Here is a 26,420-nt window from a genome sequence, read left to right as displayed (position 1 = left end):
TTCTTTTATTTGTTCATAAACTATGGTTCAAAAATTTCCATAAATCAAAGAGTGTTTTTACATAAGTTTGTGATTGTATTCAGATTATGAACATTTATCTACCCGTCGTGTAAGAGTCGTTTTTTCTAATAAATTTATTAATTCTATAGCTTAATTGTTGAGAACGTTACCATTTCATGAATTATTTAACCAGCAACATTCATTAAAATGCAGTGACTCAGTGATTATTATTAACACGTGTTGATGAAAATGAGGTCACATTGCCGATCTCCAGTCTATAATTATATTATCAGAGTGGGGAGACTAAAGAATGCCCGATACAGATGAAATAGGCACTTCGGATGATGTTGCTAAAACAGAACCAGGAGTCGATACAAATAAACCGGTTGATTCTCCTCCTGTAGTTTTAACATTGGCACAGAAAATTAATAAAGCCAGAAACTCATTACTTGTAACTTTGCAAAATCAATTAGAAACCTGCCTTGCCGACAAATTAATACCTCAGAAACAAGGTGCTCCCTTTATTAATTTTGCAGATGATCCCGGACAAATTGCTGCAATAAAAAAAGTCATTAATGCATTGTATCATGCTGAGGAAGCATTAAAAATCTGGGAACATACAGATAACTCTACTCTCTGGGCCAAAACAAAATCAGCTCCGAAGCATGCTAAAGCCTTGATTCAGGTATATAAGTCTTTAGCCTCTCTTAATGACGCCACCCCAGAAATTCAATCATTAATTGCTGAAAATTACAGTTTAATTGAACCGGTGTTTACGGCAACTTATGATGCAATAAAAAATTCGGGTTGGGCTGAACAATTTGTTGAAATGGAAGTTACTGAGCAAGCCAGTTACATTATCAATCAGGGAACAGAGTTAATCGGACCTGTTACAACAGGTACAGAGACAAAACCAAATCCACTTTTAGATGCATTGTCCAAATTTTCTCGAGTTATGAATTTTGCAGCTGATCCTAAAAAATCGCAATTAACTCCGCAAGAAAAGCAAGAAAGAGCTGATTTGGTGATGGCATTATTAAAGGATCTTGAAGGAAATCCATTTCTCCAGAAATTAAGCTTGACTTCGCTCAACGAATCAAAAGCTATTAATGATTTATTAGAATGGCTAAAAACAATCCAGGAGGATGATTTTGAATTCACAATGGATTCAATGCAAAAATACACTTCATGGGCAAATCATTATTTAGGTCAACTCATTACAAGTATTGATCAATTCGAACGTCAGAATTACTTGAAATCAGGTTTACTCAGTAATGCCTTATGTGAGTCAGCGGATCGGATCGCGAATGAAATAAACAAACAGTTATCTGAATCTTCTTTTGGCATTGATGATCGATTACAGACTATAGATTCTTTTGCACCAGTCAGAGAACAAATGATTGAAGCCAGTCAGGTTGAACATTTACAGGCAATTTCCGTTGCACGTAATAATATGGCATCAATTAGTCGGTTTTTTACAATTTTGGAGAACTACCAAGGAAAATCATTCTCTGATATTACAGAGGCTGATCGTATTGAATTAAGACAATTGTATCCCGACATTCAAATTGCGTTAGCTCACTCTAATCTGGATCTTGAAAATAAACTCACCGGTATTTTAAATTCGGTTGGCCCAACAACCACATCATGGTGGAGCATGGCCACCGGGGCTTTATCTAAAACAGCTGCAGCTGTTACATCTATAGCTGCTTCATCCTTTGTTTCCAATGCAATATCTAACGGAGAGGCCTCTTTTGGTGTTTTAGCTATTGGAGCTTTAGCTACAGGTGCAGCGGGTTATCTTGGAGGTTATTACGGAAAAGGCGATATTGATAGTCTATTTGCGCAAGAAGAGTCGATGCATCATTTTTTTATGGAGAAAATTCGAACAGAGCAATTAAAATTTACTGTGGCTGAATCTGCGCGTGCGACATTGGAGGCACAAGCAGGATTGACAACAGATACGACCCTTGCTGATCGAGTCCTGGCTCGAACTAATCATTTACAAGAACAGGTACATCAACCTCCAGTTAAAGACATGGTTCATCCTGGGGAATTGATTGCGTTCAAGGCAACCTCCTTGAACAATTTACGCGGCAATATTACTTACCTACAAGAGTTACATTTAGCTGAGAAGGTGGATTCTACCAGATCAAGCATCAGAACATTAATGAATCGCCATTTGTCTGAAGCAGATAGAGTATATTTTAGTGAGCAACCACCTCATACGATTAATCCTGATGAACCAGAATTGGTTGTACATATTAAAAAGCTTGAGAATGCATTATTCAATTTACACAGTTCATTGACAAACTTTGAACATGCGAACAACAATTTTGGGGTTGTGAGTCAGGCAAAATTATTTATTGCTATTACTAAAGCCGCCTATCAGTTAAAAAATACGGTAACAGCACTTTCACCGGCAGCACGCAGCGCTTTAGCTCCTGTTATTAGTCAAATTACTGCTTACAGTACTGTTTTATCGAATATCAATTCACGCTCTGCCGATATGTCTGAAGTAGGAAGATTAAATCAATTAGACAATACCTTGCCACAAGAACTCACCCAACCTGTTGCTACTCAGGATGATATAATTGAAGTAACTCCGATTGAGGCATCGTCAACTGAAGGAGCGCTAACAGAAGGAGCGCTAACAGAAGGAACGCTAACTGAAGGAGTAGCAACTGAAGGGGCACCAACTGAAGGAGCACTAGCTGAAGCGGAAGAACAGACACAGCTTCCGATCGCCGTAGATTATGCCAAACAAATTGCTGAAGCCAGAGCAACATTGTTAAATCATCTTAAATCTTCGTTATCAGCTCCATTGGCTCAATCTCTAAAACCTCAATCAACTGGGGTTCCCTTTGTTAATTTTGATAACGATCCCCCTCAGATAGCTGCAATTAAAAGAGTAATAAACAGTATGTATTATGCGGAATCCGCCATTCAAATTGTCAACAGGATGAATACTAAATCTGTTTCAACAATTGATAAAATGGTGTTGGCTCATCAAGGTATGTCTGCTGTATCACAGGTTTATAAGTCAGTGGAACTATTACGTGATGCCACTCCAGAAGTTAGCAGGATCATCCAGAATAATTATGACTATATTGTTCCAATGATAAAAGGAGCGGAGAATCTTGTCCAAAATACAGGCTGGATAAATCAATTTAATATTCAAGATGTGGTGAAAAAAACGGGTAGTTTTTTGGGTAGAGGTCTGAACTTATTACAATCCAATGATCCTAATGCATCTGATTCTTCTACTTTAATTAAAATGTTGTCTGAAGTGCCGATAATGTTAAACTCTTTATCGCGGACTTTGGATCCAAACATGATAAGAGATGAAAGTAAGGTTAAAATAACTCAATCTCAAATTGATTCGATTACCTTGGTTGCTGAGCGGTTATTCGAAAATAAGGGCAATCTAGTTAACTTTTATCGAGGTGCGCATGCCCTGGTTTCGTTTATTGAATTGGCTAAAAAATTAAATCATGAAGGAAATCGACTTCAAAAAAATACTATAGAAGCTTATCAACAATGGATGGAGAGAGACTATCCGCAATTTATATCACTACTTGATGAACTAGAGGTTCGTAATTATCTGAAGCCCGGTCTTCTTTCATCGACTATTGTGAAAGAAATTGATGCCATAAATCACAAAGTAAATGAGAAGATTGCTGCTATGGATGATCCCAATCTGAATAGTATTCCGCTTTCTTATGATTTATCCAGTGCACGAGATGAAAATCTACAAAGAATTAAAGAACAAATTTGGGTTGAACTCTTAAAAAATGAAAACCAACAGGGAGCTGCACGAAAATTTTTTGGAATCCTGCATCAATATGATGGGAAATCCTTAAACGATATTGACACAGAGGATCTTGCCAAACTAAGAGTAGCCTTTGCTGATATTCAAGAATCAATGTCTCATATCAACATGGAACTATCCAATGAGTTTGTTACTGTAATTAATCAGCTTGAAACTGGAACTATGGAGAGTGCTCAAGAGCATAAAATTTCCATTAAACAATTATTGGGACAGGAATCATTAGTACACAAATTTCTGGAAGATCAAAATAAACTACACGCTTTAAATGTTGAAGTTGCTAATGAAGCAATAGTTCAATTGAGACCGGATGTTAATCTGAAAGAGATTCTTAGAATAGATACCGAACAAAGACCTATAATTCAGGCACGTTATATTATTAATCAATCCGATCACTCCCCGCCGAAACCAGGTGAATTAAAACCAGTTCAATCTTCATCGATTAACTCTGTGCGTGGTATTTTTTCATCAGTACAGGAGTTGAAATTATCTTCATATGTAGGGTTGATGAAGGATAAGTTTACATCAATGACTAAAACTCAATTTTCATCTCGCGTGCAAAACTTTTTAATAAAACCCGATTCACAACCTTTGCATCACATCAAGGAAAGCGAACCGTTGATTGTTCGTCAGATTAAAAAGATCGAAAACGGTTTGTATCATTTCGAACACGCTTTAATTCGATTTGAGCAATTGAGCCAGAATGATAGTTTGGTATCTCAGATAAGACTGATAATGGAGATACAAAATGAAGTAAATCAACTTAAAGAAGTGTTGAGCAATAGTCCGCCAGAGATTAAAGCGCATTATGGTGCTTTAATCAATCAAATAGCAAATTTTAGTTCAGTAGTACAAACTATTGATTACGATAAAGCAGATACTGAAGAACTACAGGATGTATTGATGCGTGCCAAAGTAGAAATATTAAAACCAGCAGAGTCGAGTCTTCCTGAGGCGTCTGCTAGTACAAAGGAACAACAGGCACCAACAGAAGAAGTTGAACAAAGCATATCAACAGCGGTGAGAGGTCTAAAACTAGGAGCTAAATATTTACATGCCGCGTCACCGCAGTTAGAAAAAGCCAGAGCCTATTTGTCTGAAAAGTATAGTTTTACATTTGCTGGGCAACGAGCTGAACTGCGGAATTTTTCCAGAGCACAATTGGCAAATCCTGAATTCATGCAAAATGAAGCAACTCGTTTAAATGAATTATTGAATGACGAGAAACTGTTTACAGTGGAAAATTATAGAGTAATCAAAGAATTGTCAAAACAACTATTCAGAGTAGGAGCACAGACCGGCGAAATAGCGGGTATGCTGAATACACTCGTGACTCATGAATACAGGACAATTAAGGAAGTTGCTTATAAAGAGTATTTACTCAAATTATCTCAGGAAGAAGATTATTTATGTTTAAAACCAGGCACTTTATTGAACCAGGGAATCTTGACAGTTAATCAGTTTTTTTTATCTGTTGCTCTGGAGTTGAATATGTCTCTTGAGGACAAGCTTGCATTAGTAGATGAAGGGCACTTCCTCAATATCCTTTTGGAACAAACCCAAAAAGATCTGGAACACCTGGAGATGAAGATAAAATTAATGCCTTCGAGTCCAGAATTCGAAATAGAAATAGCGATTAAAAAAGACAAAATAGAACTATTGAAACAACAGATAGAGTCTTTTGAAGCCAGAGATCTCAAAGATATAGTCGGTACATTAGTTGATGAGCAATTTGAAGTTGAATTAAGGAAAATACTGGTGAATTCATTTTTGGATTCACCCATAATTCAGCAATATGAGCGAGCCATAAGAGCTTTTTATGACACTAATAAACCATCGATAATGGAGGTAAGCGATATTGGGACTGAACTTCATGATCGTTTACATGCTTTTGACCAACAATTGGTACAACATTATATGATCGTGTATCAAGCTCATTATCGATTAAATAAATTTAGTTCACAATTGCCTCCAGAAAATCAACATGTAAAAGATTATATTGAAGGTATTAATAATGACCTGACCAATGAACAGACTCCTATAGAGCAAAGATCTCAGTTAGTTAAATCCTTACCTACTAATCCTACATTTGTTGAAACCATTGGCTCTGCAGTAGAGGGAGAAGGTTTCTTAACCAAGTTTAAGCGATTTGTAGAAAGAGTGGTTGGCTCTGTCCGTGAAGGACTTGTCACCGGAGCGAACATTATCTCAAAATACCATGAGATAAAATTAGAACAACAAATGAGGCATATCGAAAAATCACTTTCATTTAAAGCCGGTTTAGCTGATATGAAAAATGATCGGACAGAACAAGTGCAGGAAATAAACAGTCAGCAGGAACAGGATTCTGAAGTTAATGCAGACCATGATATTGGTAGTAAGCTCACTTCCGGTTAATTATTTAATTGGTTCTATCTGGAGAAGATGACACACTTATAAATAACGCAGATCGTTCAGGATCAAGTTGCAGGACGTTGGAAATAGGTCGATCAATTGTTAACATACTCTGGATTATTTTATAAAAAAATGGAAAAAATTCCCATTAATAAGAAAATAAAAGCGGCAATGTAGTGAACTACTTTCATAGGGATTTTTGTGGCAAATTTATTTCCGATATATACAGCGGGTACGTCGGCCAGTAACATTCCCAAGGTAGTTCCAGCAATGACTAATAGCGGAGCACTATAATGAGCCGTTAGAGCAACAGTTGCAATCTGAGTTTTGTCTCCCATTTCAGCGAGAAAAAAGGTAATAAACGTCGCGCCTAAGACTCCCAGGCTATGACCTAAATGCGTTTCATTTTCTTCAATTTCATCTGGTATGAGCGTCCAAATTGCCATACCAATAAACGAAAGACCGAGTATCCAACGAAGAACGGACGGATCTACTAATAGAGTAATCCACATTCCAACAGCCCCCGCCAGCCCATGATTAATTAAGGTCGCAACCAATATCCCAAGAATTATTGGAACAGGTTGCTGGAAACGTGATGCTAATATCAAGGCAAGTAATTGAGTTTTATCGCCTATTTCAGCCAGAGCAACAACACCAATTGATACAAATAACGCTTCCATGTATGGGTTCTTATTGATTAAAAATTCCTTATTATACTGACATTTACTAATAAATGTGAAATTCCAGCCCCTCAATTGTTCATTTACCGGATAAAATCTGAAAAGAGTATATAATTATAGTATTGTTCGGAGGTAATTAATCACTTTTTTATGGAGATGAGTATGATTAATCCAATGCATTATACGCCTAAAGGCGATAAGGAAAACTCTGACTATTTTAATGAATATAAATCAAAAATTTATGAAAGACGTATCGCTACAGGGCTTGAGCAACTATTTGGTGATATGTGTGCCGTTGTAATTCAGGTACAAACGGGTGATGCGATTAAGTATTTAACCGAACTATACTCTATGACCCCATATCGTTATACAAAGAGTTACATCAGTGACACTCATAAAATATATTGTTTAACGAATACGAAAGACTCTCCCGCACTCTTGGTTCTAGAACCGCTCGATCCTAATTTCAAGGATGATATTACTCGTTTTAATAAAATGTATCCCAACTCAAGAGAAAAATTTAATGCTCGTTATGTTGGGGAAATCTATCAATGTAAGGATAAAAAGGAAACCATCCGTATATTAGGTTCACATGGATTCAGATTTCATGATCCAGCACTTACCGAAAATAAATTTTATAGTAATAAAAAAATGATTTTTACTCGAATGTCCGATTTTACTTACAATAGCGTAGGATACATTGAAGGTTCCATTTTTGATCTGGATAATTTAGAACTTGGTCAGCGTTTTTATTTAACAAAAGATCAGGAAAAAATATTAAATGACGCAGATCAAGTGAGTCAGGATAATGGCACAAAAGGTCTGATTAAGGGTATTGACCATATGGCAACGCGTATACTGGCGGGGGAAAGAGAAGATGCTATATTGGAGTTTTTATGCCTTTCCAAATATTATTTCTGGGGTGCTTATAATATCGCTGATATGAACTCTTCAACTAACGTCAATAGAATTCCCCACGAGGATGATATTAGATCACCTGCCAAGGTGTTTACAGCAAATAACATCTCATTTATGGTTAATTCCTTTCAAAATCTTCCTATGCCAACAGAGACTTTTGTACTTAATTATGGCAGAAGAATGCATCATATTGCGTATGAAGTTGTTGATGGTGATCACGTTTCAGGTAAAAAGAATATTGATTATGTTATAGATACCTTGCGCGATCAGAATCACATCCAGTTTTTAGCACAGGTTTTTGGTGCATGCACTGATGCACCTGATTTAAAACAGATATTCTCGAAACATTCACAATACTCATTGTTAATCACAGAGTATGTTGAACGATGTCATGGGTTTGATGGGTTTTTCACAAAAGAGAATGTTGCTGCATTAACAGAAGCAGCAAGTCTTGATGAGACTCTGGCGCAACATCATAAGAAGGAAAGCATTATTGGTGATTAAGGAATCTATTAACTGGAGTAGCGCATTATGACGATGTTGAATAACCGGTTTATCTTATTGATCATGTTATTTGTTATGACTGTTGCACGAGCTGAAACTCAACTGGATTTAAATAATGAGGCTTGTGAGGCGCTTCAGAAAGCGGATAATGAATTGAATCAGGTGTATCAAAATATTTTAGTGAAATACAAAACAGACCAGGTATTTATTGACAAGTTTGTAAACGCGCAACGTAAGTGGATTGAATTTAAGGATGCTTACGTTGATTCCATGTATATTCCTGAATATCAAGATACTTATGGCTCCGTATTACCGATGTGTAAATGTTACTTTATTGAAAACATTACTGAAGCGCGCACCAAACAGCTAAAAGTCTGGATTGATGGAATAGAGGAAGGGGATGTTTGTACTGGCAGTGTGAATCAATAAGAAAGATATCGATACATCCTGCGAAGCATTTGAGTTCCAGGGTATTTATTTTGTTTTATAATGCCAAAATTTGGGTAATGCATAACAGGACAGACTCACTCCAATAATACATAATATTCCACCTGAAATCAGGGCTGTACTGATACCAAAGCCTGCCGCTACAAGTCCTGCTCGTGTATCACCTAACCTTGGGCCGCTTAAGTAACTTATCATTTCAATTCCTGCCAGGCGCCCTCTAAGTTCTGGAGGGATGGTATTATTCCATAAAGTACTTCTGAAAATACCGCTAATTGCGTCAAAGGCGCCCGACAAAGCCAGAAAAAGTACTGCCATCCATAATGAGCTCGAAACCCCAAAACCAATGATTGCTAATCCCCAAAATGCCGCTGCTATAGCAATGGCTTTTCCATCATGAGTTATTCTGGAGGTCCATCCACTTACAAAAGAAATAATCAGAGAGCCAATTGCAGGCGCAGCATAAAGTAATCCAAGAGTTCTGGCACCGCCGTACGATTGTGCTATTGCAGGTAAAAGAGCGTTAGGCATGGCAAAAACCATGGCAAAAAAATCGACGAAATAACTGCCAATTAATTCTTGACGACTGAATGCGAATGAAATCCCTTGCTTTAACGAGGAGAAAATCGACGGATGATCCTGTTTGACAGGCTTGGGTATGCTGTGCATTAAACTTAAATTAATTATTGAGACAATAAAAGTCACTAAGTCAATAAGATAAGTAATGACGATTCCATATTGAGCAATGATGAGTCCAGCAATTGCGGGACCAACAATCATGCAAAAACTGAATTTGAAACTTCCAAGCGCACCTACATTTTTATAATCTTCCGGTTTAACTATTTGCTGTGTAATGCTGTCAAAAGCAGGGCGATGAAGACCTGTAATTGCTGACATCAGTGAAGCCACTATGAAAATAGTAATTAAATCCGGATTGCTGCTGTAGGAGTTCAATGCCAGACAACAGCATCCAGCAACAAGCAGTAATTCGCTAATAATCAGAAGGGCACGTCGGTTATAACGGTCAGCAAATACTCCACCAACAAGAGCTGTAAATAATAACGGTACGAGCTGAGCAAGACTTAAAAGTCCAACCATTAATGTAGATTCAGTTATTTGGTAAATTTGATAGGGCAGTGCAACAACTGTAATCATCGTTCCGATAAATGATATAAATTGTCCTAAATACAACAGTCTAAAATCGCGATTTCTTTTTAGCAGCGATAAATCGATTATATGGCTCATTTGAACATCCGTAACGACTGTGAAGGGAATCAAATTGGGTAATCAGAGATTCTATGTTTTTTTTATTATTTTGTATAGAACATGTACTGGTAAATTAAATGATACTAAGCTGTTCAGTGAATTTTTATTAATTGGCTTGCACGTCCCAGAAATTTTTGAATGCATAACGCTAAACTGAGCACTTAACGTTCATCTTGCCTCGATCAGCCCACTCTCCCGCGTAAGGAGTCAGAATTGCATGATAATCCCTGTTCGCGGGAAGAGGGTTGGGGAGAAAATATTGGTATGAAGACAACATGCAAATACTACAAGGACTTAGTCTATTGGTTTTGAGATAACCAATATCGAGCGATATCAATTCGTTTGGTTATCCATAGTCCTTCATAATCCTGAATATAACTCAGAAATTGTTTCACGGCACCACTTGGTCCCGGTTTACCGCTTATTCGTGGGTGCAGCCCAATAGTCATCAACGAGGGTTTATTTTCATGATAGAGAACATCAAAAGTACTTTTTAGCTGATTAAAAAAATCATTGGAAGTTGAGAAACCTGGAGTTGTTGTAAACCGAAAATCATTACAATCCAGAGAGTAAGGGATTACCAGGTGTTCTTTGATTTTATAAGGCAGATCATCTGCATAGCTGTCAGAGTCATAAATAAAACCACCCATATCCACTAATAAGTCGCGTGTATTTTTGCTTCTTCTACCTGTGTACCATCCTTGTGGTCTTTGTCCAGTAAGTTGCTCAAGCGTTTCGATGCATCGATAGATATGCTTTTGTTCAGTGTTTTTATTTATTTTGGAATAATCAATCCATCTCCATCCATGACCCGCGACCTCATGTATACTTTTTGCCAGATAATTAGAAAATAATGGATTTAGAATAAGTGCGTAACCCGTTACAAAGAACGTGAGAGGAATTTGGTGATGATCAAAAAGATCGGTTAATCGCCATATTCCCACACGACTACCGTATTCATAATATGACTCTACACTAAAGTTTCGTTTGCCTTTCGTTTTTTTACCAAAGGGAAAATCGCAACCGTATTGTTCCGCTTCATTGTCACCATTGACAGGACTTAATTCAGCCCCTTCTTCGTAGTTAATTACGAAATTAATAGCAAGCCTCGCTTTATCAGGCCATTCAAAAGCGAATTGTTTGTTCCCATAACCTACTAAATCACGCGTCATTGTTTACCCCAGCTCAAATGTGGTGATCCCATAAATGTGTTCCGCTGCTAATTGAGGTTCATTTTTTAAATACATTCTTGCGGTAGCAAAGATTTTGTTCATTTTATGTTCGTTTACCAGATCAATAGCTAATGGATTGTTTTCAGGAATATCTAAAAAAACTTCATTTCCTTGAGCGTATTGTGCCAGATTGAAAAATAATTGATGCGCTATTTCAGGTGTCTCAGCAAACAAGGGACCAATCTTATATCCTGATCTGCAGGCTCTTATGACTCCATAACCTTTGACTGTGTTATTTTGAACACATGCTAAAGCCAAACCATTTTTTTGATTGATCCAGCATTTTAGAAACTGAGGGCGCAAAGCTGGAAAATGTAGCCTGTCATAGGCGCATAATTGAGCAAAATTCAGAGTATTGGCTGATTTGAGAGTTTCATCCGATCTAACTGCCTTTAGAGGTTTATCCAATTTATACCGTGCATTATTGTGAGCAAATTGATAACCAATCTGTGCATATTTATCCTGCATATTTATGACACCATCAAGGCCGGCATTTCTATCCCCGATATAAGATAATCGAGCACGAGTTAGTTCCAATCCATAACCTTTAGATCTATAGTTCTTATCAACAATATAAAATCCACAAAATGCAAAATATTCATCATAAATTACAGCTGAACCTACGGCAATTATTTGTCCATCAAGTTTACCGGCAAAAAAACCGTGTGGATCCGTCTGATAAAAACATTCTGCATCGTTTAATCCAGGATTCCATTGCTCTTTTGCTGCCCATTCTATGGCAGTATTAACTTCTTCTCGACTCATTTGTTCAATTATGAATGGACCCATAATGAAACCTTTGGTTTTGGTATTTTATAGATAAGTATAGCAATTAAAATAAGCACATCAGGCAAAGTGATTTAGTATATAGAGTGATTCATTGATTATTAATCAGGCCTATTGAAATAGGATCTAATGCTTTAATTCCATTAATATTGAAACATGCCTGTAAATGATTTGCAGGTATGTTTCAATCGGAAGGAAAATTAGATCGACGCTCTAATTTACAGTTGGGAGTGGTTCGGGAACAACTCCTAGTATATTTAATACGAGCAGGACTACAAATATAACGATAAACAGGAAAAAGAGTATCTTTGCAATTCCTGTTGCAGTAGACGCTACTCCTCTAAAACCAAATAATCCTGCGATTATTGCAATGATGAGAAATACGAGTGCCCAGGTCAACATAACTAACTCCTTGTTTTTCAATAAATTCAATGATTATAGTGATTAATTTTAGTACTGGTTTAAGTATAGACCCTAATCAGTGACATTTTTTAAATCTTGATGCTACCTGTAACTTTATGAAGCGGTCTTGAATATTTTAATCTATTTATTTTATCCAGTGGAACTACTTCGGTAAATTCCGGATTATTTAGTATGTTCTCCGAGAAGTCAGTTTTAGTATTCATTTTTTTAATACCTGTTATTCATTATATTAATAGTTTGATAAAAATTATTATTTATCAATAGGTTGAACATTGTCCATCTGTCAATATTAGATTTCTATGATTCTGCCTTTTTTACAAAGCACAATAGTTTGTTGATATAAATTTTACATTGTGATAGATTTTCGTCCTGTTCTTGGTGTAGTAATTCATTGGCTTGTTAATGACATCAATAAATTAATAAAGAATTTTCAGGAGATTGATATACATTCTTTAATTCGACATAAACCTGTTCTTGTTTTTTTTCGAGTCACATTGAAATTCATTCAACTTGATGAGAGCGTGTAATGAGAATTATGATGGTACTCGATAGTTATCCGCCCGATTTAAATGGTGGCGCCTATTTTACTCATCGTTTAGCGCAATCCCTTCAAGACAGGGGGCATGAAGTCCTGGTTATTTGCCCATCAAGAACTTTGCGGCAAAATTATGGCGAATATCATGGAGTGAGACTGTATCGAGTCCGCTCATGGCCCATTCTTCTTTATAAAAATTTTCGAGTGTGTTGGCCTGTTTCTATTAAAAAAGGAATACAAAAGGCAATAGCAGAGTACAATCCTGAAGTGATGCACATCCAGGGGAAATTCTTCCTGGGTTCCATTTGTCACCGTACTTGTTTAAGTATGGGGATTCCGATGCTTGCTACCAATCATTTTATGCCTGAAAATTTCTTTCACTATACCTTTTTGCCAAAACGGTTTGAGAGCTGGTTTAAAAATTTGTGTTGGAAGAACATTGTTGCCATGCTGTCTACTGTTGATGTGGTCACTACACCGACTCAAACTGCAGTAAAACTCCTGGAACAAACGCAGTTAAAAAAAGAAATTTATCCGGTTTCCTGCGGAATCAATTTACAGAAATTCAAACCAGCACAAGACGCCGATTTCTTGCGTCAGCAATTCAATATACCCGTTAAACCCACACTTCTTTATACCGGCAGGCTGGATAAAGAGAAGAATCTTTTTGTTGTTATTCATGCTTTTTCTAAGGCCGTTCAACACATTGATTGTCATTTGGTATTAACCGGTAATGGAACAGAGAAAAAACGACTGGAAACTTTGGCGAAGGAACTGAATATTTCCCGGCATATAACTTTTACAGGCTATTTAACCGATGATGATTATCCCAAAATATATGGACTGGCTGATTGTTTTGTTCATGCGGGTACGGCTGAGTTACAGAGTATTGTTGGTTTGGAGGCGATAGCCTCTGGTCTTCCTCTATTGGGTGCACATGCTATGGCTCTGCCTGAATTGATACAGCACGGTGTCAATGGCTATCTTTTTAGACCTGATGATACGAATACACTTAGCAGATATATGATTGAATTGCTTGAAAATACAGATAAGTGTCGCGAGATGGGGATGAAAAGCAGAACACTGGCTTTAACTCATGACATTGGTAACACTGCAATACAGTATGAACAACTTTATCAGCGGATTTGTAAAAAATGAAAAATGTAGCGATTTCTTATGGTTCATTATTTCAGGAACGACGTTATGTGCAGGGACTGATTAGTGGTTTTTGTGTTTTGATCTTAAGCTTTATAGTAGCCAATATTGCCGGAACCTATGCTACGGAAGTTGCAGGAAATAGTGTTAATGACTTAATTCTGAATAACTTGAGAGTCCGTGATGTAACCTTTCTGCATGTGTATGCTAGCATGCTCTTTTGGTTTATATTCTCATTTTATCTTCTGCTTCGCCCTGAAACACTGCCTTTTGTTACAAAAACAGCAGCCTTATTTATCTTTGTACGAAGTGTCTTTATAAGTCTTACACATTTAGGCGCACCTGCGAATAATCTTACCATACCCGATAATTTCACTAATTTTTTTCTATTTAACGGGGATCTGTTTTTTTCTGGTCACGTTGGTGGGCCATTTTTACTATTGTTGATGTTCTGGAGCAACACCATAATCCGTTATATCTGCGGCAGTGCCAGTATTCTTTTTTCATACACTGTTCTCGTTGGCCACATCCATTACAGTATTGATGTGTTCGCGGCCCCGTTCATTACTTATGGAATCTATCAATTAAGTCGTTATTTTTTCGCCAGGGATTATGATTTTTTTGAAAAAAATCATAGGGCTTACCAATGACCAATTTTTTTAAAGTGAGACAGTCTATGCCTGCCATAAAAATCACAGGAACTGGTAATTATTTACCGTTGAAGACAGTATTGTCTACTGAACTGGATGAGCGCCTGGGATTATCTCCAGGTAGCGTAGAAAAAAAATCGGGACTTATTTCCAGACATTTTGCGTCTCCAGAGGAAACTACTTCTTATATGGGCGCTAAGGCAGCATTAGAAGCCATAAAACAGGCAGGGATTAATTTAAGTGATATAGACGCCATCATCAGCGCCAGTGGAGTAGGGGAACAGCCCATTCCATGCACCGCGGCATTGATCCAAAAACAATTGGGTCTTGAAGATTCAGGAATCAGTTGTTTTGATATCAATAGTACGTGTTTAAGTTTCATTACAGCTTTGGATATTGCTTCTTACCTCATCGAGGGTGGTCGTTATAATCGAATATTAATTGTTTCAAGCGATATCGCTTCTTCCGGTATTAACTGGGAGGATATGGAAACATGTACCATTTTTGGTGATGGAGCCGCGGCTTGTCTGGTGGAGCAAAGTGATGGTTCCCATCGTATTTTGAGTTCACATTTCATCACAAACAGTAGTGGTTCTACCTATTGTCAGATAAAAGCGGGCGGAACTCGAATTCCACCATTGCAATCCTGCCATGTTCCACTCTCTGGTTTGTTTTACATGGATGGTAAAAAAGTATTTAAATTAGCCAGTAAATTAGTAGGGCAGATGACCGATGAGTTAATGGCAAAAGCTCGTGTGACAATGGCTGATATTCACTGGGTTGTTCCCCATCAAGCCAGTTTGCTTGCGATGCATCATATTCGAAAACGACTTAATATTCCTGAACATAAATTTGTTGATATCTATTCTCGACATGGTAATCAAATAGCGGCCTCAATACCGACGGTATTGAATCACTTAGTGCGTTCTAAAAAAATTCAACGGGGCGAACTGGTTTTTTTACTGGGCACAGGCGCCGGATTGAGCGCAGGTGGAATTATTCTGGAGTTCTGATATGCGTTGTGTAGTCACAGGGAGTACTGGGTGTCTTGGGATGAATCTAACGCGACATTTGCTCGCTCTAGGTCATGATGTTATCGCGTTGGGACGAAATAAAGTGTTAGGCAAACTACTCAATCATATGGGCGCAGAATTTATTGCCCTGGATTTGAAAGAGCGAGATGCCCTTAAAACCATTACACGAAATACGGATGTTATTTTTCATTGTGCTGCCTTATCCAGTCCCTGGGGATCCTACAAAGATTTTTATGAAGCCAATGTATTGGCTACCCAACATGTAATTGAAGCCACACCATCTGAGGCTCGTCTTGTCTATGTCTCTTCACCCAGTATCTATTTTGATTTTAACCATCGTCATGATATTAAAGAACATGCACGATTACCTGAAACTCCAGCAAATCATTATGTCAGAACAAAATTAATAGCTGAGTCTGTAATTGATGAAGCGTATAAAACCAAACATCTGAAGGTGATTACATTACGTCCAAGGGCTATATTTGGACCTTATGATCGCTCAATCATCCCACGCATATTAAAATCAGAAAAAAACGGCGTGCTGCCCATTATAGGCTCTGGCGAAAACCTGATTGATATCACTTATGTGGATAATGTGGTGGATGCTTTGATTCTTGCGTCTCATGCTGATCCGCAGTTTTTTGGAAATAAATATAATATTACTAATGGTGAACCAAAAACGTTGATCGCCATACTTGAACTCTTGTTTAATGCCTTACAAAAACCATTAAATACTCGAATGATCTCTTATTCAAAGGCGAGAGTTTTTTCCCAATGTCTTGAATTAGTCTATGGCATTCCTTTCATTAAAAAAGAACCGCCCTTAACCCGGTACAGTGCGGGAGTCCTTCATTTCGGTCAAACATTAAACATTGATGCGGCGATCAGGGATTTAAATTACAGTCCCAAAATAAGTATTGAACAAGGCATCGCATTGTACACGAAATGGTGTAATCCATTATGATTGAATACCGTTTATTTGAAGCCGGTTATTGCCGTCACTGCGAGCGAATGACTTTAAAAAGTGGGCGTTTGAAACAGTCAGAGTATCCAGCACTCTGTGCTCTGATAAAACATCCTCGTCATGGGTATATATTATTTGATACAGGATACAGTGATCGTTTTTTTCATTTAACAAAAAAACTCCCTTTCTCTCTTTATCGTCATTTAACACCCGTAGTGTTACAAAAGTCTTTAAAAGAGCAACTGTTACAACACAATATTCTTCCTGAAGAAATCAATTATATTGTGATTTCTCATTTTCATGCGGATCATATTGGCGGAATAATTGATTTTCCTAATGCGCGATTTATGTGTCATCCTGCTGCAATTGAGGATATTAAAAATAAAAAAGGAATAAGGGCGTTACTACAAGGCTTTTTACCTAAACTATTACCAGATGATTTTTATCAGCGATTAATCGTGTTAAAAAATGAAATCCCTCTTGCTCCCAGTTTGTTTCCTTTTACTTCTGGCTTCGACTTGTTTGATGATGGTCAACTCATTGCAATAAGTTTACCTGGTCATGCAAAAGGTCAAATTGGTTTGTATTTTAACTCAATAAAAGAGACTTTTTTAGTTGCTGACAGTTGTTGGCATCAAGAAACATTTAAAGATTTGGATTATCCCTCAGAGTTGACCTATCTAATCCACCACGATAAAAAAGACTACCTTCAAACCATAAAGAATTTACATTCTTTAAGCAAAACAAATACGGAAATAGACATCATTCCATCCCATTGCAAAAAAATCGCTGGAGCATTACAAGGTAATTCTAAATGATATTGCGGATAGTGTATTACTATTTTAAAACGCTGATTTTGCAGCGGTCTTTTAAATCAAGAGAGCAACTGCTTCGTTACCAGCAAAAAAAATTTAAGGCACTGGTAAAAAACACATTATCAAAATCACCATTCTACAAAGATTATTTGGATAAACCCTTTGAGCAATGGCCTATTATTAATAAACAAATAATGATGGAACATTTTGATTCAATCAATACTGTTGGAATCAAAATGAATGATGCGCTCAATCTTGCTCTAAAAGCAGAACAGTCACGGGATTTTACCGCTCTGATTGATGATATTGCGGTAGGTTTGTCATCAGGAACAACCAGTCAAAGAGGTCTCTTTCTTGTAAGCAGCAAAGAACGAAGTATGTGGGCAGGGATATTGTTGGCTAAAGTACTTCCATCCGGTTTGAAGACCCATGAACGAATCGCATTCTTCCTTAGAGCAAATAATAAACTCTATATGACGCTGAACAAAAGCAAGAAAATTCAATTTACTTTTTTTGATTTACTTGAGGATTTTGATACTCAGATCGATCGATTAAACGCGCTACAGCCAACTATTCTTTCGGCGCCAGCTAGTGTTTTAGTTGCTTTATCAAAACAAATTAATCGTCTGACCATATCACCAAAAAAAATATACTCAGTAGCAGAGGTACTTGATCAATACGATGAAGCCATTATTAAAAATGCCTTCAAGTGTGACGTATCACAAGTGTATCAATGTACGGAAGGGTTCCTTGCTGTAAGCGATAAACGAACTAATCGTTTAACCATGAATGAAGAATATCTGATTATAGAAAAAGATTGGTTGGATGAGCATCGCTTTATTCCAATTATTACTGATTTGTTACGTACTACTCAGCCGATGATCCGATATCGACTGGATGATGTGTTGATTGATGCTCAATCGGGGCATCTATTTACTCAGTTATCCGCAATTGAAGGACGAGTGGGAGATATTTGTTATGGCGTGAAAGAAGACACGGTCATACCTGTTTTTGCTGATTTAATAAGACAACAAATGGCCAGTTTTCCTATTATTTTTGAGGACTATCGAATTACACAGAGTGGTTTGTATGAGTATAATATACAAACACTTCCTGAGCTAAAAGAGAAAGAAGCGCTTATCCTTCATCTGAATCAATTGTTTGTATCAAAAAACTGTACGCTTCCAGCGTGGACATGGAGTCAATTCGAACACAATCAAAAAGGAGTTAAGACTCGTCGCATACAGTGCATGATGGATGTTAAACCTCTTATGAGCGTTTAAAGTACATCAGAGTACAGTAAAAAATGAATAGTATTATGGAGTAACCTGTTATGCCTACAGCGCACTATCGAAGTGTTGTAAATGAAAGTCTTGAAAGTATTAATTCGTTACCTTTATGTGAAGCAAAATATTATTTATGGTTAACTGTTAAAACACTTCAAAATGAAGAAACAGAATTAAATTACCTGCTTTTAAAAGAACTTGTTCGTTTTAGTACGAGTTTGAGCAATTTAATACAGAACATGAATGACCCTGAACACATAGAGCAGCTGATTAGCAACACCATGCACACTTACAATCAAATGGTGAGTTTATCTCAAACCAGAACTCTAAACATTCAACTCGCTTATTATATTATTAATATTGGCTCCACTTTTTTAGCAATTTTAACAGGAATTATTGGTGGCTTAATCGGTGGGGTGGCTGGACTTGCAAGAGGAGTGTGGAATTTAGGTAACCCGCTCAGTTATTTTTTGCTTGGCATATTAACTGGCTTTTTAATTGGTGCTGCGATTGGATTCAGATTACCCAAAAAAATATTAATGGATGATTTAACTCGAAAATTGAAATTTTGTATGGATGGCATCGGTGAGTGTTTACAAAGTATCGATCGACAGATGATCAAACCAACAGCCGAATATGAACATAAAGTAAAAACCATGCTGTTGGAGCAGTATTTTGATGGGAATGAAGAACTATATCAATTGTTTATTTCACAAAATACTATTAAATACACCATTACAACCTTTAGCGCGTTATTTGTGGGTACAACTCTCAAGGGCTATTTGGGAAATCATGCGTGCATTATTATAAAAATTGATGAGGACAAGAAGCCAATTCTAATTGAATTTACCAATGGTCCTTCCGATCTGTCTCAAGTGCCAACCCAGGTAGAACACCGTACGGTCAGTGGATCACAAATTTTTGATATGCTCGTGTTACATGAGCAACTTCAAGAGACCAATGCCTGTGATCTGACCTTTACTTTTACGAAAGCCAAACCAGGAGATAATGATTGTTTTACCTATATCAATAAGCTATTAAAAGGAACTAACCAGGCCGTGACCGAATTGAAGCGATTTACCGAACAGGAAACCTGGGTTGGTAAGAATATTGTTGGCTATTCCATACAGAATCTCAGTTTATTCAGCCACAAGGAACTGACAACACAGAATATGGATGCTGGTAAGCATCATTCACTGAACTACTGCTAAGTAACTACTGTATTAATAATATTACAGAGCTGGCTTAGATCTGGCAAATCCCCTCATTGTTCTAGTGAGGATAAACAGTATTAATGTTCTTCTTTGCGAACGAGGTGCAGCATATCCAGAACATATATCCAATACAGCTCCGTTATGGATTGCTTTGTGTTGCTCAAGAAGACGGGTATTTATATGTCCATGGATGCATATATAAATACATTTTCAGTATATAAATTATGAGGGATTGCCCAGGGTTAAGACAGCACATATTATTCCTCAATGGAATCAGAGGGTTCTGATTTATTGTTCACGTTATGGCTTGTTTTATTTACTTTTTTTTCTTTTCTTTTTTCTTGCCAGCTCTCCAATAACACATAAAATACTGGAACGAAAACCACAGCAAGACAAGTTGACGCAATCATTCCACTCGATACAGCAATCCCTATAGATCGTCTTGCATTTGCTCCTGCGCCAGTTGCAAATACCAAGGGCATTACCCCCATTATGAAGGCAAAAGAGGTCATTAAAATGGGGCGAAAACGAGTTTTAGCTCCAAGAACCGCTGATTCAAATATCGACTTATGATGGATTTGGCGTTGCTCGTGAGCAACTTCTACAATCAATATTGCGTTTTTGGTTGCGAGAGCAATCAAGAGTAATAAGCCTATTTGGGTGTACATATTATTATCCATACCGAGACTGGATAAAGCCAGCACCGTTCCAATCAATGTGAGTGGTACACTTAAAATGATAGAGGTGGGTATGAGCCAGTTTTCATATTGGCCAGACAGGATTAAATATACAAGGACCAATGATAAGGCAAAAATAAAATAGCTCATGTTTCCTGCTATTTTTTCCTGATAGGCTGTACTGGTCCATTCATAAGACATACCAGGAGGCAGTTGATCCTTCGCGAGCTGCTCCATTGTTTGAATTCCTTGTCCTGAGCTGTATCCTTTTGCCGCAATCCCATTCACGTTACTCGAGGGATATAGATTGTATAATGAAATAATCGCTGGTCCTACGGCTGGAGATACATTCGTTAATGTACCTAATGAGACCATTGAGCCGGCCTGATTTTTTACATAGTAATTTCTCAGATTCTCGGCTGTACCTCGTGAAGCAGCATCAGCCTGGACATAAACTGGGAAAACTTGACCAAATTTTGTAAAAAGATTCACGTAAGAGGAGCCTAAATAGGTTTGTAAGGTATCAAACGCGTCACCTACATGAACTCCCAAAGCTTCAGCCTTGGTACGATCAATCGGGGCTGAAACCTGAGGTACATTAGAGCGAAAAGAAGTCATAAGATTTTGTATTTGAGGCTCTTGGGCTCCGTAATTGATAAACTGGTCAGTAACCTGCTGAAGCTTGTTATAATCAAAAGTGCCATCTTGTAATTCAATCTGCATTTGAAAGCCACCTGATAGTCCTAATCCCTGGATAGAGGGGGGAATCACTACCATTACTTTTGCATCCAGAGTTTCTTTGGCAATCGCATTCAATTTGGTGTATAGCGCTAAGAGATTTTCTGATTTTCCGCGTAAACTCCAATCTTTAAATATCAGATACATAACACCTGAGTTTGCAAGGCTGGAATTGTTATCCAGTAGAGATATGCCATCAATGGCGATCACATTTTCAATGCCATCAATACGTGAAACTTTCTTTGTCAATTCGTTTAACACGGCATCTGTACGCCCCAGGCTGGAGCCATCAGGTAATTGCACACTCAAGACGAGATATCCTTGGTCTTCAATTGGAATGAAGCCAGTCGGTATACGAGTCAAACCAAAAATTGCCAAGGCCACCAAAAGGGCTCCTATCAGGCAAACAGGACCACTATGATGTACTAATCGATTAATAAACTTGAGATAGGCAGCCTCTAAAGGATTGTAAATTCGATCAAATGTTTTAAAAAAAATATTTTTAGGTTTCGATTTATCGACAGGTTTTAGCCATAGGGCACATTGAGTGGGTTTCAAGGTCATGGCATTGATAGCACTGATAAATGCTGTTGCTGCGATTACCAGAGCAAACTGAGCATACATGGCTCCAGTCAAACCCGGCATAAAACCCGCCGGAACAAAGACTGCCATAAGAACCATGGTTATACCCAGAATGGGGCCAAAAAGTTCTTTCATGGCTTTGATTGATGCTTCTTTCGGAGGAATTCCATTTTCTATATGTTGCGTGACTCCTTCAACAATGACAATAGCATCATCAACTACAATACCTATCGCGAGTACCAATCCAAACAGCGTCAATAAGTTGATTGTATATCCCAATAATAATAAGGCGAAGAAGGTGCCAATAATGGTAACTGGTACTGTTGTCGCTGGCACCAGGGTTGCGCGAAAATTCTGTAAGAACACAACAATTACCAGCAAAACAAGTATGCCTGCTTCAATGAGCGTTTTATAAACTTCTGTTATTGATGCCCTGACAAACATGGTTGTATCGAAGGGGATGTCATATTGTAATCCCGGGGGGAAATTTTTGGCCATTTTTTCCACAGTTTTGCGCACTTTACTGGCAACATCCAAAGCATTGGCGCCAGGTAATTGATAAATACCAATGGCTGCGGTCGGTTTACCGTTAAATTTTGCGAGCTGACTGTAACTGGATGACCCTAATTCAACTCGTCCCACATCTCGTATTCGTACGATCTGAGCAGTACTGCTTGCAGACGCGTTAACATCTGGTGCGGTTGATATGGTTTTGATAATAATGTTGGCAAATTGATTGGGATCAGCGAGCTGACCAGGAACGTTCACTGTGAATTGATAGGATTGGTCGCCCACAGTTGGTGGAGCTCCTAGCTGACCTGCTGAAACTTCTTTGTTTTGATAACTTATCGCATTGATTACATCACTGGGATTAAGGGAGTATGCCTGCATTTTTCCTGGATCAAGCCAGATACGCATTGCATAACTTCCCGATCCAAAGACCAAAACATTTCCTACTCCTGGTAAACGTGATAATTCATCCTGCATATTAATTTCAGCATAGCTGTCAAGAAAAACACCATCATATTCATTATTTTTTGAGGTCAAAGTAATGAACTGCAGAATGGCTGTGGATTTTTGTTGAACAAGAACGCCTTGCTTTTGAACGGCATCCGGTAGTTGCGCCATTGCCGCTTGTACCCGGTTCTGAACCAGTACCTGGGCGTAATTAAGGTCTGTTCCAATCGCGAAGGTAACGATGAGATTATAATTACCACTATTGGTACTGGTAGATTGCATGTACAGCATATCTTCTACGCCATTGACTTGCTGTTCAATGGGCAGAGCAACCGTGCTAATCAGAGTTTTCGCGTCCGCACCTGGATAGTTTGTAGTCACCTGAATAGTTGGTGGAACTATAGCGGGGTATTGAGATACCGGTAAAACATAAATGGCAATTAATCCTATAAAAACAAGGAAGAGAGCAATTACATTCGCCAGGACAGGACGTTCTATGAAAAATTTCGAAATCATTTATGTTGCTACTCTCCCTGTATAACCCTGGTGATAAAATCGGAACGTGTGATTTTATCAAATCCGGTTATTTTAATTAGATCAATTGTCTTGCGTTTTAGGCGTTACTTGATGGCTCGGTGTCGCATTTTGAAGTCCTGAAACAATGACATTGTCCTGGGCATCAACTCCTTTAAGAATAGCGCGCATCCCGTTATTTAAACTACCAATAACCACCCGTTTCAGCACTACATTATTATTTTTATCTACCACCAGCAGGTAGGGGCCAATTTGATCGTATTGTACTGAAGTATCAGGTACAGTTAGTTTCTTAGACGGTTGAGAAATCGGTATCCGTACTTTAACAAAAAGCCCTGGAACCAGGTCAATTTGGTCATTAGCTAATAAAGCTCTGAACTCCATTGTACCTGTAGAGGAGTTCAATCCGGTATTCACAAAATCCATAGTGCCTTTGTGGGGAAAATCAGTCTCAGATTGCAGGCCTACATAAACTGGAATTTGAGAAATATCAGTAGAATTATATCCTTTCTTTCTTGCGGCTGCTCTTATTTTGATTAAATCCAACTCATTGAGATAGATATATACATATATAGGTTTTATCTGTTCAATAGTCGCGAGTTCTGTAGCTGTTCCATTTCCGACAAGGTTTCCTGGATCGACTAAATGACGCCCTATGCGACCATCAAATGGCGCGTTCACATGGGTATAGCTGTAATTAATCGCTGCTATTTTGGCATTGGCCTCAGCCTTATCAATTTCTGCTTTCACCTCATCTTTTTTGGATGCCCATTTTTCAACACTTTTTAAAGAAGTAGCATTTTGCTTGTACATGAGTTGTTGACGTTCGTATTCTGTTTTGGCATACACATAGGCTGCTTTTTGTGCTGCGACTGTAGCTTCAGCGGCCTTTAGTTGTTCATAATAAGGTTCAGGTTCGATTACAAATAGTTCTTGTCCCTTTTTCACAAATGAACCGTCGACGAACTTCTGTGAGTCCAGATAACCCTCGACTCTCGCAACCAAATCTACCGAGTTATAGGCAACGGTGTTTCCCGTTTGAGTGATGTATTCGGTGACTTCCATTAGTTTGGGTTTCTGGATGACAACAACCGGTGGAGGAAGTCCGGGTTTGGCACTATTATTATGTTGATGTGTCAACAGGTAAATTACGAACAGTACGGCAACGGCAATTGCTGCTCTTTTTATAAGTTGTATTTTTTTATCTGAATTCATAAACATTACCAGGTTGGTAGATAAAGTTGTTTTATTCTTTGCTTGTTTGTAGCCGGTTTTTGATGATTCGGTTGTTTTAACAAACTACCCCAATTGGTTCGTTCAGCCATTTCATTTTTTACCTGATTTGAAACAATATCATTACCATCTCGGATTTGCCAGCCTCCGCCAAGCGCTCGATAAAGAGCTACCAAAGATTGAGAAACATCACCTTTAGCATTGGTTAATGAAGTCTGGACACGAAGTTGCTGCTGCTCGGCATTCAAAACAGTGGTGTAATCAGACTCTCCCTCTTTATAACGCACAATGGCTAATTTGGTAGATTTGATTGCTGAGCTATTCGCTCTTGTAAGTAAATATTCTGTTTTTTGAGACTCAATGTATTGGGTAATGTTATCTTGTACTTCCTGTTGAACCTTAAGCACAAGGTTTAGGTACTTTAATAATGCCTGTTGAAATACAGCATCCTGCACACGAACAGAGTTTGTGATTTGCCCGTAATTCAAGAATGGCCAGACAACTGAAGGACCTGCGGTAATGGTTCGATTGGACCAGTTAAACAGATCGCTGATTGAGGAGCTGCCAATATTGTTGGAAGAAAATGAAAAAGTACCGTTTAGTGATAAAGAAGGGAATAGGTTTGCCTTGATTGCTCCTATGGCCTCTGATTGAGCAATCGCTTCCATTCTGGCTTGATAAATATCAGGTCTGCGCGCAACAGCTTCTTTGGGTATGCCCACAGCAACTTTGGTAGACGCTTTAGGGATTCCATGACTTTTTTGAAGCAGAGCATCTACTTCATTCGGTGTTGTTCCCAATAAAACACCCAGATTGTCTTTTTGATGCTGTAGCTGACTAACGAGTTGTGGCAGTTTTGATTGTGTTTCAGCCAGCTCTGTTTCGGCTTGCTCCACATCAAGTAAACTCGTTTGTCCTCCTTTATAACGTGCTTTTGCAATTCGTAGACTTGATGCCTGCACCTGGATGTTCGTATTGGTTATTCGAATCAACTCTTCCTGGGTACGGATGTTGATGAAGGTACTGGCAATATCGGCTGTAAGTGTTACCAGGGCTTGATCATAAGCTGCGAGCGAAGCCAAGAACGCTGCATCATTAGAAAGAATGGCTCTGCGGTATTTTCCCCAAAAATCAAGTTCCCAACTTGCGGAAAAACCTAGTGAGGCAGTCAGGAAATCGGGAGGTAAAATAGACTGCAGTTGGTTGCCCCCAATTCGCCAGTAGGTATAGCTCCCATTCAGAACCTGCTGTTGAGGATATAACTCACCGACTGATTGAGCGAGTTGTGCTCTGGCTTGTAATACGCGTACTCCTGCAATTTGCAATGACAGATTGTTTCTGTACCCTTTCTGTATTAAAGAAGTTAAAGTCTGATCATGAAAGACTTTCCACCAATTTGCATTTTGAATAGGGGTTTGTTTTACTGCAGCGTTATTTTGCAGCCAATGATCGGCAATGTTTTTTTGAGGCTCTTTATAATTAGGTCCAACCATACAAGAACTAAGTAAAAAGCAAATGATTACTGTTAGAGTCCTCAACATAAGTTCCTGAATTTCCCTATTTAATGATG

General features: G+C 38.1%; 18 protein-coding genes. 10 read left to right on the top strand and 8 right to left on the bottom strand.

Annotation, left to right across the window (positions count from 1 at the left end; genetic code table 11):
* Positions 1 to 310: 310 nt before the first annotated feature.
* A complete protein-coding gene (locus IZU94_RS02730) occupies positions 311 to 6,226 on the top strand; it encodes an SdhB (RefSeq protein ID WP_203107749.1) in 5,916 nt (1,971 codons plus the stop codon).
* Positions 6,227 to 6,345: 119 nt separating this feature from the next.
* Here the strand turns inward: IZU94_RS02730 and IZU94_RS02725 are convergent, their stop codons facing one another.
* A complete protein-coding gene (locus tag IZU94_RS02725; protein WP_203107747.1) occupies positions 6,346 to 6,903 on the bottom strand; it encodes a TMEM165/GDT1 family protein in 558 nt (185 codons plus the stop codon).
* 162 nt (positions 6,904 to 7,065) lie between these two features.
* On the opposite strand from IZU94_RS02725, the gene IZU94_RS02720 reads away from it, so the two are divergent.
* Entirely contained in the window at positions 7,066 to 8,325 is a 1,260-nt protein-coding gene (locus IZU94_RS02720; RefSeq protein WP_203107745.1) for a hypothetical protein, read from the top strand.
* 27 nt (positions 8,326 to 8,352) lie between these two features.
* Positions 8,353 to 8,754 (top strand): lysozyme inhibitor LprI family protein, encoded by a 402-nt coding sequence (locus IZU94_RS02715; protein WP_203107742.1) that lies wholly within the window; start codon positions 8,353 to 8,355, stop codon positions 8,752 to 8,754.
* 45 nt (positions 8,755 to 8,799) lie between these two features.
* Here IZU94_RS02715 and IZU94_RS02710 read toward each other — a convergent pair whose 3' ends face one another.
* The 4 genes from IZU94_RS02710 to IZU94_RS02695 all read right to left on the bottom strand — a co-directional run bounded on the left by IZU94_RS02710 (position 8,800) and on the right by IZU94_RS02695 (position 12,455).
* Positions 8,800 to 10,014, bottom strand: a complete 1,215-nt coding sequence (locus IZU94_RS02710) for an MFS transporter (RefSeq protein WP_203107740.1) — start codon at positions 10,012 to 10,014, stop codon at positions 8,800 to 8,802.
* Between the two features lie 320 nt (positions 10,015 to 10,334).
* Positions 10,335 to 11,207, bottom strand: a complete 873-nt coding sequence (locus IZU94_RS02705; protein ID WP_203107739.1) for a polysaccharide deacetylase family protein — start codon at positions 11,205 to 11,207, stop codon at positions 10,335 to 10,337.
* A gap of 3 nt (positions 11,208 to 11,210) precedes the next feature.
* Positions 11,211 to 12,059: a GNAT family N-acetyltransferase gene (locus tag IZU94_RS02700; RefSeq protein ID WP_203107859.1), complete on the bottom strand. Its 849-nt coding sequence runs from the start codon at positions 12,057 to 12,059 to the stop codon at positions 11,211 to 11,213.
* Positions 12,060 to 12,266: 207 nt separating this feature from the next.
* A complete protein-coding gene (locus IZU94_RS02695) occupies positions 12,267 to 12,455 on the bottom strand; it encodes a DUF1328 domain-containing protein (RefSeq protein ID WP_203107737.1) in 189 nt (62 codons plus the stop codon).
* 556 nt (positions 12,456 to 13,011) lie between these two features.
* Here IZU94_RS02695 and IZU94_RS02690 point away from each other — a divergent pair.
* The 7 genes from IZU94_RS02690 to IZU94_RS02660 are packed head-to-tail and all read left to right on the top strand — an operon-like array spanning position 13,012 to position 20,126.
* Complete coding sequence (locus IZU94_RS02690) at positions 13,012 to 14,169, top strand: glycosyltransferase (protein ID WP_238400474.1); 1,158 nt, start codon at positions 13,012 to 13,014, stop codon at positions 14,167 to 14,169.
* The gene (locus tag IZU94_RS02685; RefSeq protein ID WP_203107733.1) at positions 14,166 to 14,816 is read left to right on the top strand and encodes a phosphatase PAP2-related protein; all 651 of its coding nucleotides are present in this window, start codon (positions 14,166 to 14,168) and stop codon (positions 14,814 to 14,816) included. Before IZU94_RS02690 ends, IZU94_RS02685 begins: the two co-directional genes overlap by 4 nt.
* A gap of 26 nt (positions 14,817 to 14,842) precedes the next feature.
* Positions 14,843 to 15,829 (top strand): beta-ketoacyl-ACP synthase III, encoded by a 987-nt coding sequence (locus IZU94_RS02680; protein WP_203107857.1) that lies wholly within the window; start codon positions 14,843 to 14,845, stop codon positions 15,827 to 15,829.
* A 1-nt stretch (position 15,830) separates the two neighbouring features.
* Positions 15,831 to 16,814, top strand: a complete 984-nt coding sequence (locus tag IZU94_RS02675; protein WP_203107731.1) for an NAD-dependent epimerase/dehydratase family protein — start codon at positions 15,831 to 15,833, stop codon at positions 16,812 to 16,814.
* Positions 16,811 to 17,632, top strand: a complete 822-nt coding sequence (locus tag IZU94_RS02670) for an MBL fold metallo-hydrolase (protein WP_203107729.1) — start codon at positions 16,811 to 16,813, stop codon at positions 17,630 to 17,632. Before IZU94_RS02675 ends, IZU94_RS02670 begins: the two co-directional genes overlap by 4 nt.
* Positions 17,629 to 18,912: a F390 synthetase-related protein gene (locus IZU94_RS02665; protein WP_203107728.1), complete on the top strand. Its 1,284-nt coding sequence runs from the start codon at positions 17,629 to 17,631 to the stop codon at positions 18,910 to 18,912. The genes IZU94_RS02670 and IZU94_RS02665 overlap by 4 nt, the downstream gene beginning before the upstream one ends.
* A gap of 50 nt (positions 18,913 to 18,962) precedes the next feature.
* Positions 18,963 to 20,126, top strand: coding sequence for a hypothetical protein (locus tag IZU94_RS02660; RefSeq protein ID WP_203107727.1), 1,164 nt, complete (start codon positions 18,963 to 18,965; stop codon positions 20,124 to 20,126).
* Between the two features lie 260 nt (positions 20,127 to 20,386).
* Here IZU94_RS02660 and IZU94_RS02655 read toward each other — a convergent pair whose 3' ends face one another.
* From IZU94_RS02655 to IZU94_RS02645, 3 genes are all read right to left on the bottom strand, one after another.
* Positions 20,387 to 23,599, bottom strand: coding sequence for an efflux RND transporter permease subunit (locus IZU94_RS02655; RefSeq protein ID WP_203107725.1), 3,213 nt, complete (start codon positions 23,597 to 23,599; stop codon positions 20,387 to 20,389).
* An 81-nt stretch (positions 23,600 to 23,680) separates the two neighbouring features.
* Positions 23,681 to 24,832, bottom strand: a complete 1,152-nt coding sequence (locus tag IZU94_RS02650; protein ID WP_203107723.1) for an efflux RND transporter periplasmic adaptor subunit — start codon at positions 24,830 to 24,832, stop codon at positions 23,681 to 23,683.
* Between the two features lie 5 nt (positions 24,833 to 24,837).
* A complete protein-coding gene (locus IZU94_RS02645; RefSeq protein WP_203107721.1) occupies positions 24,838 to 26,391 on the bottom strand; it encodes an efflux transporter outer membrane subunit in 1,554 nt (517 codons plus the stop codon).
* Positions 26,392 to 26,420: the final 29 nt, after the last annotated feature.

The sequence above is a fragment of the Legionella bononiensis genome (genome assembly GCF_016786215.1).
GTDB classification, from domain to species: Bacteria; Pseudomonadota; Gammaproteobacteria; order Legionellales; family Legionellaceae; genus Legionella; species Legionella bononiensis.
Note: the sequence above shows the minus strand (reverse complement) of the source record. Positions and strands in the feature narration are given on the sequence as shown.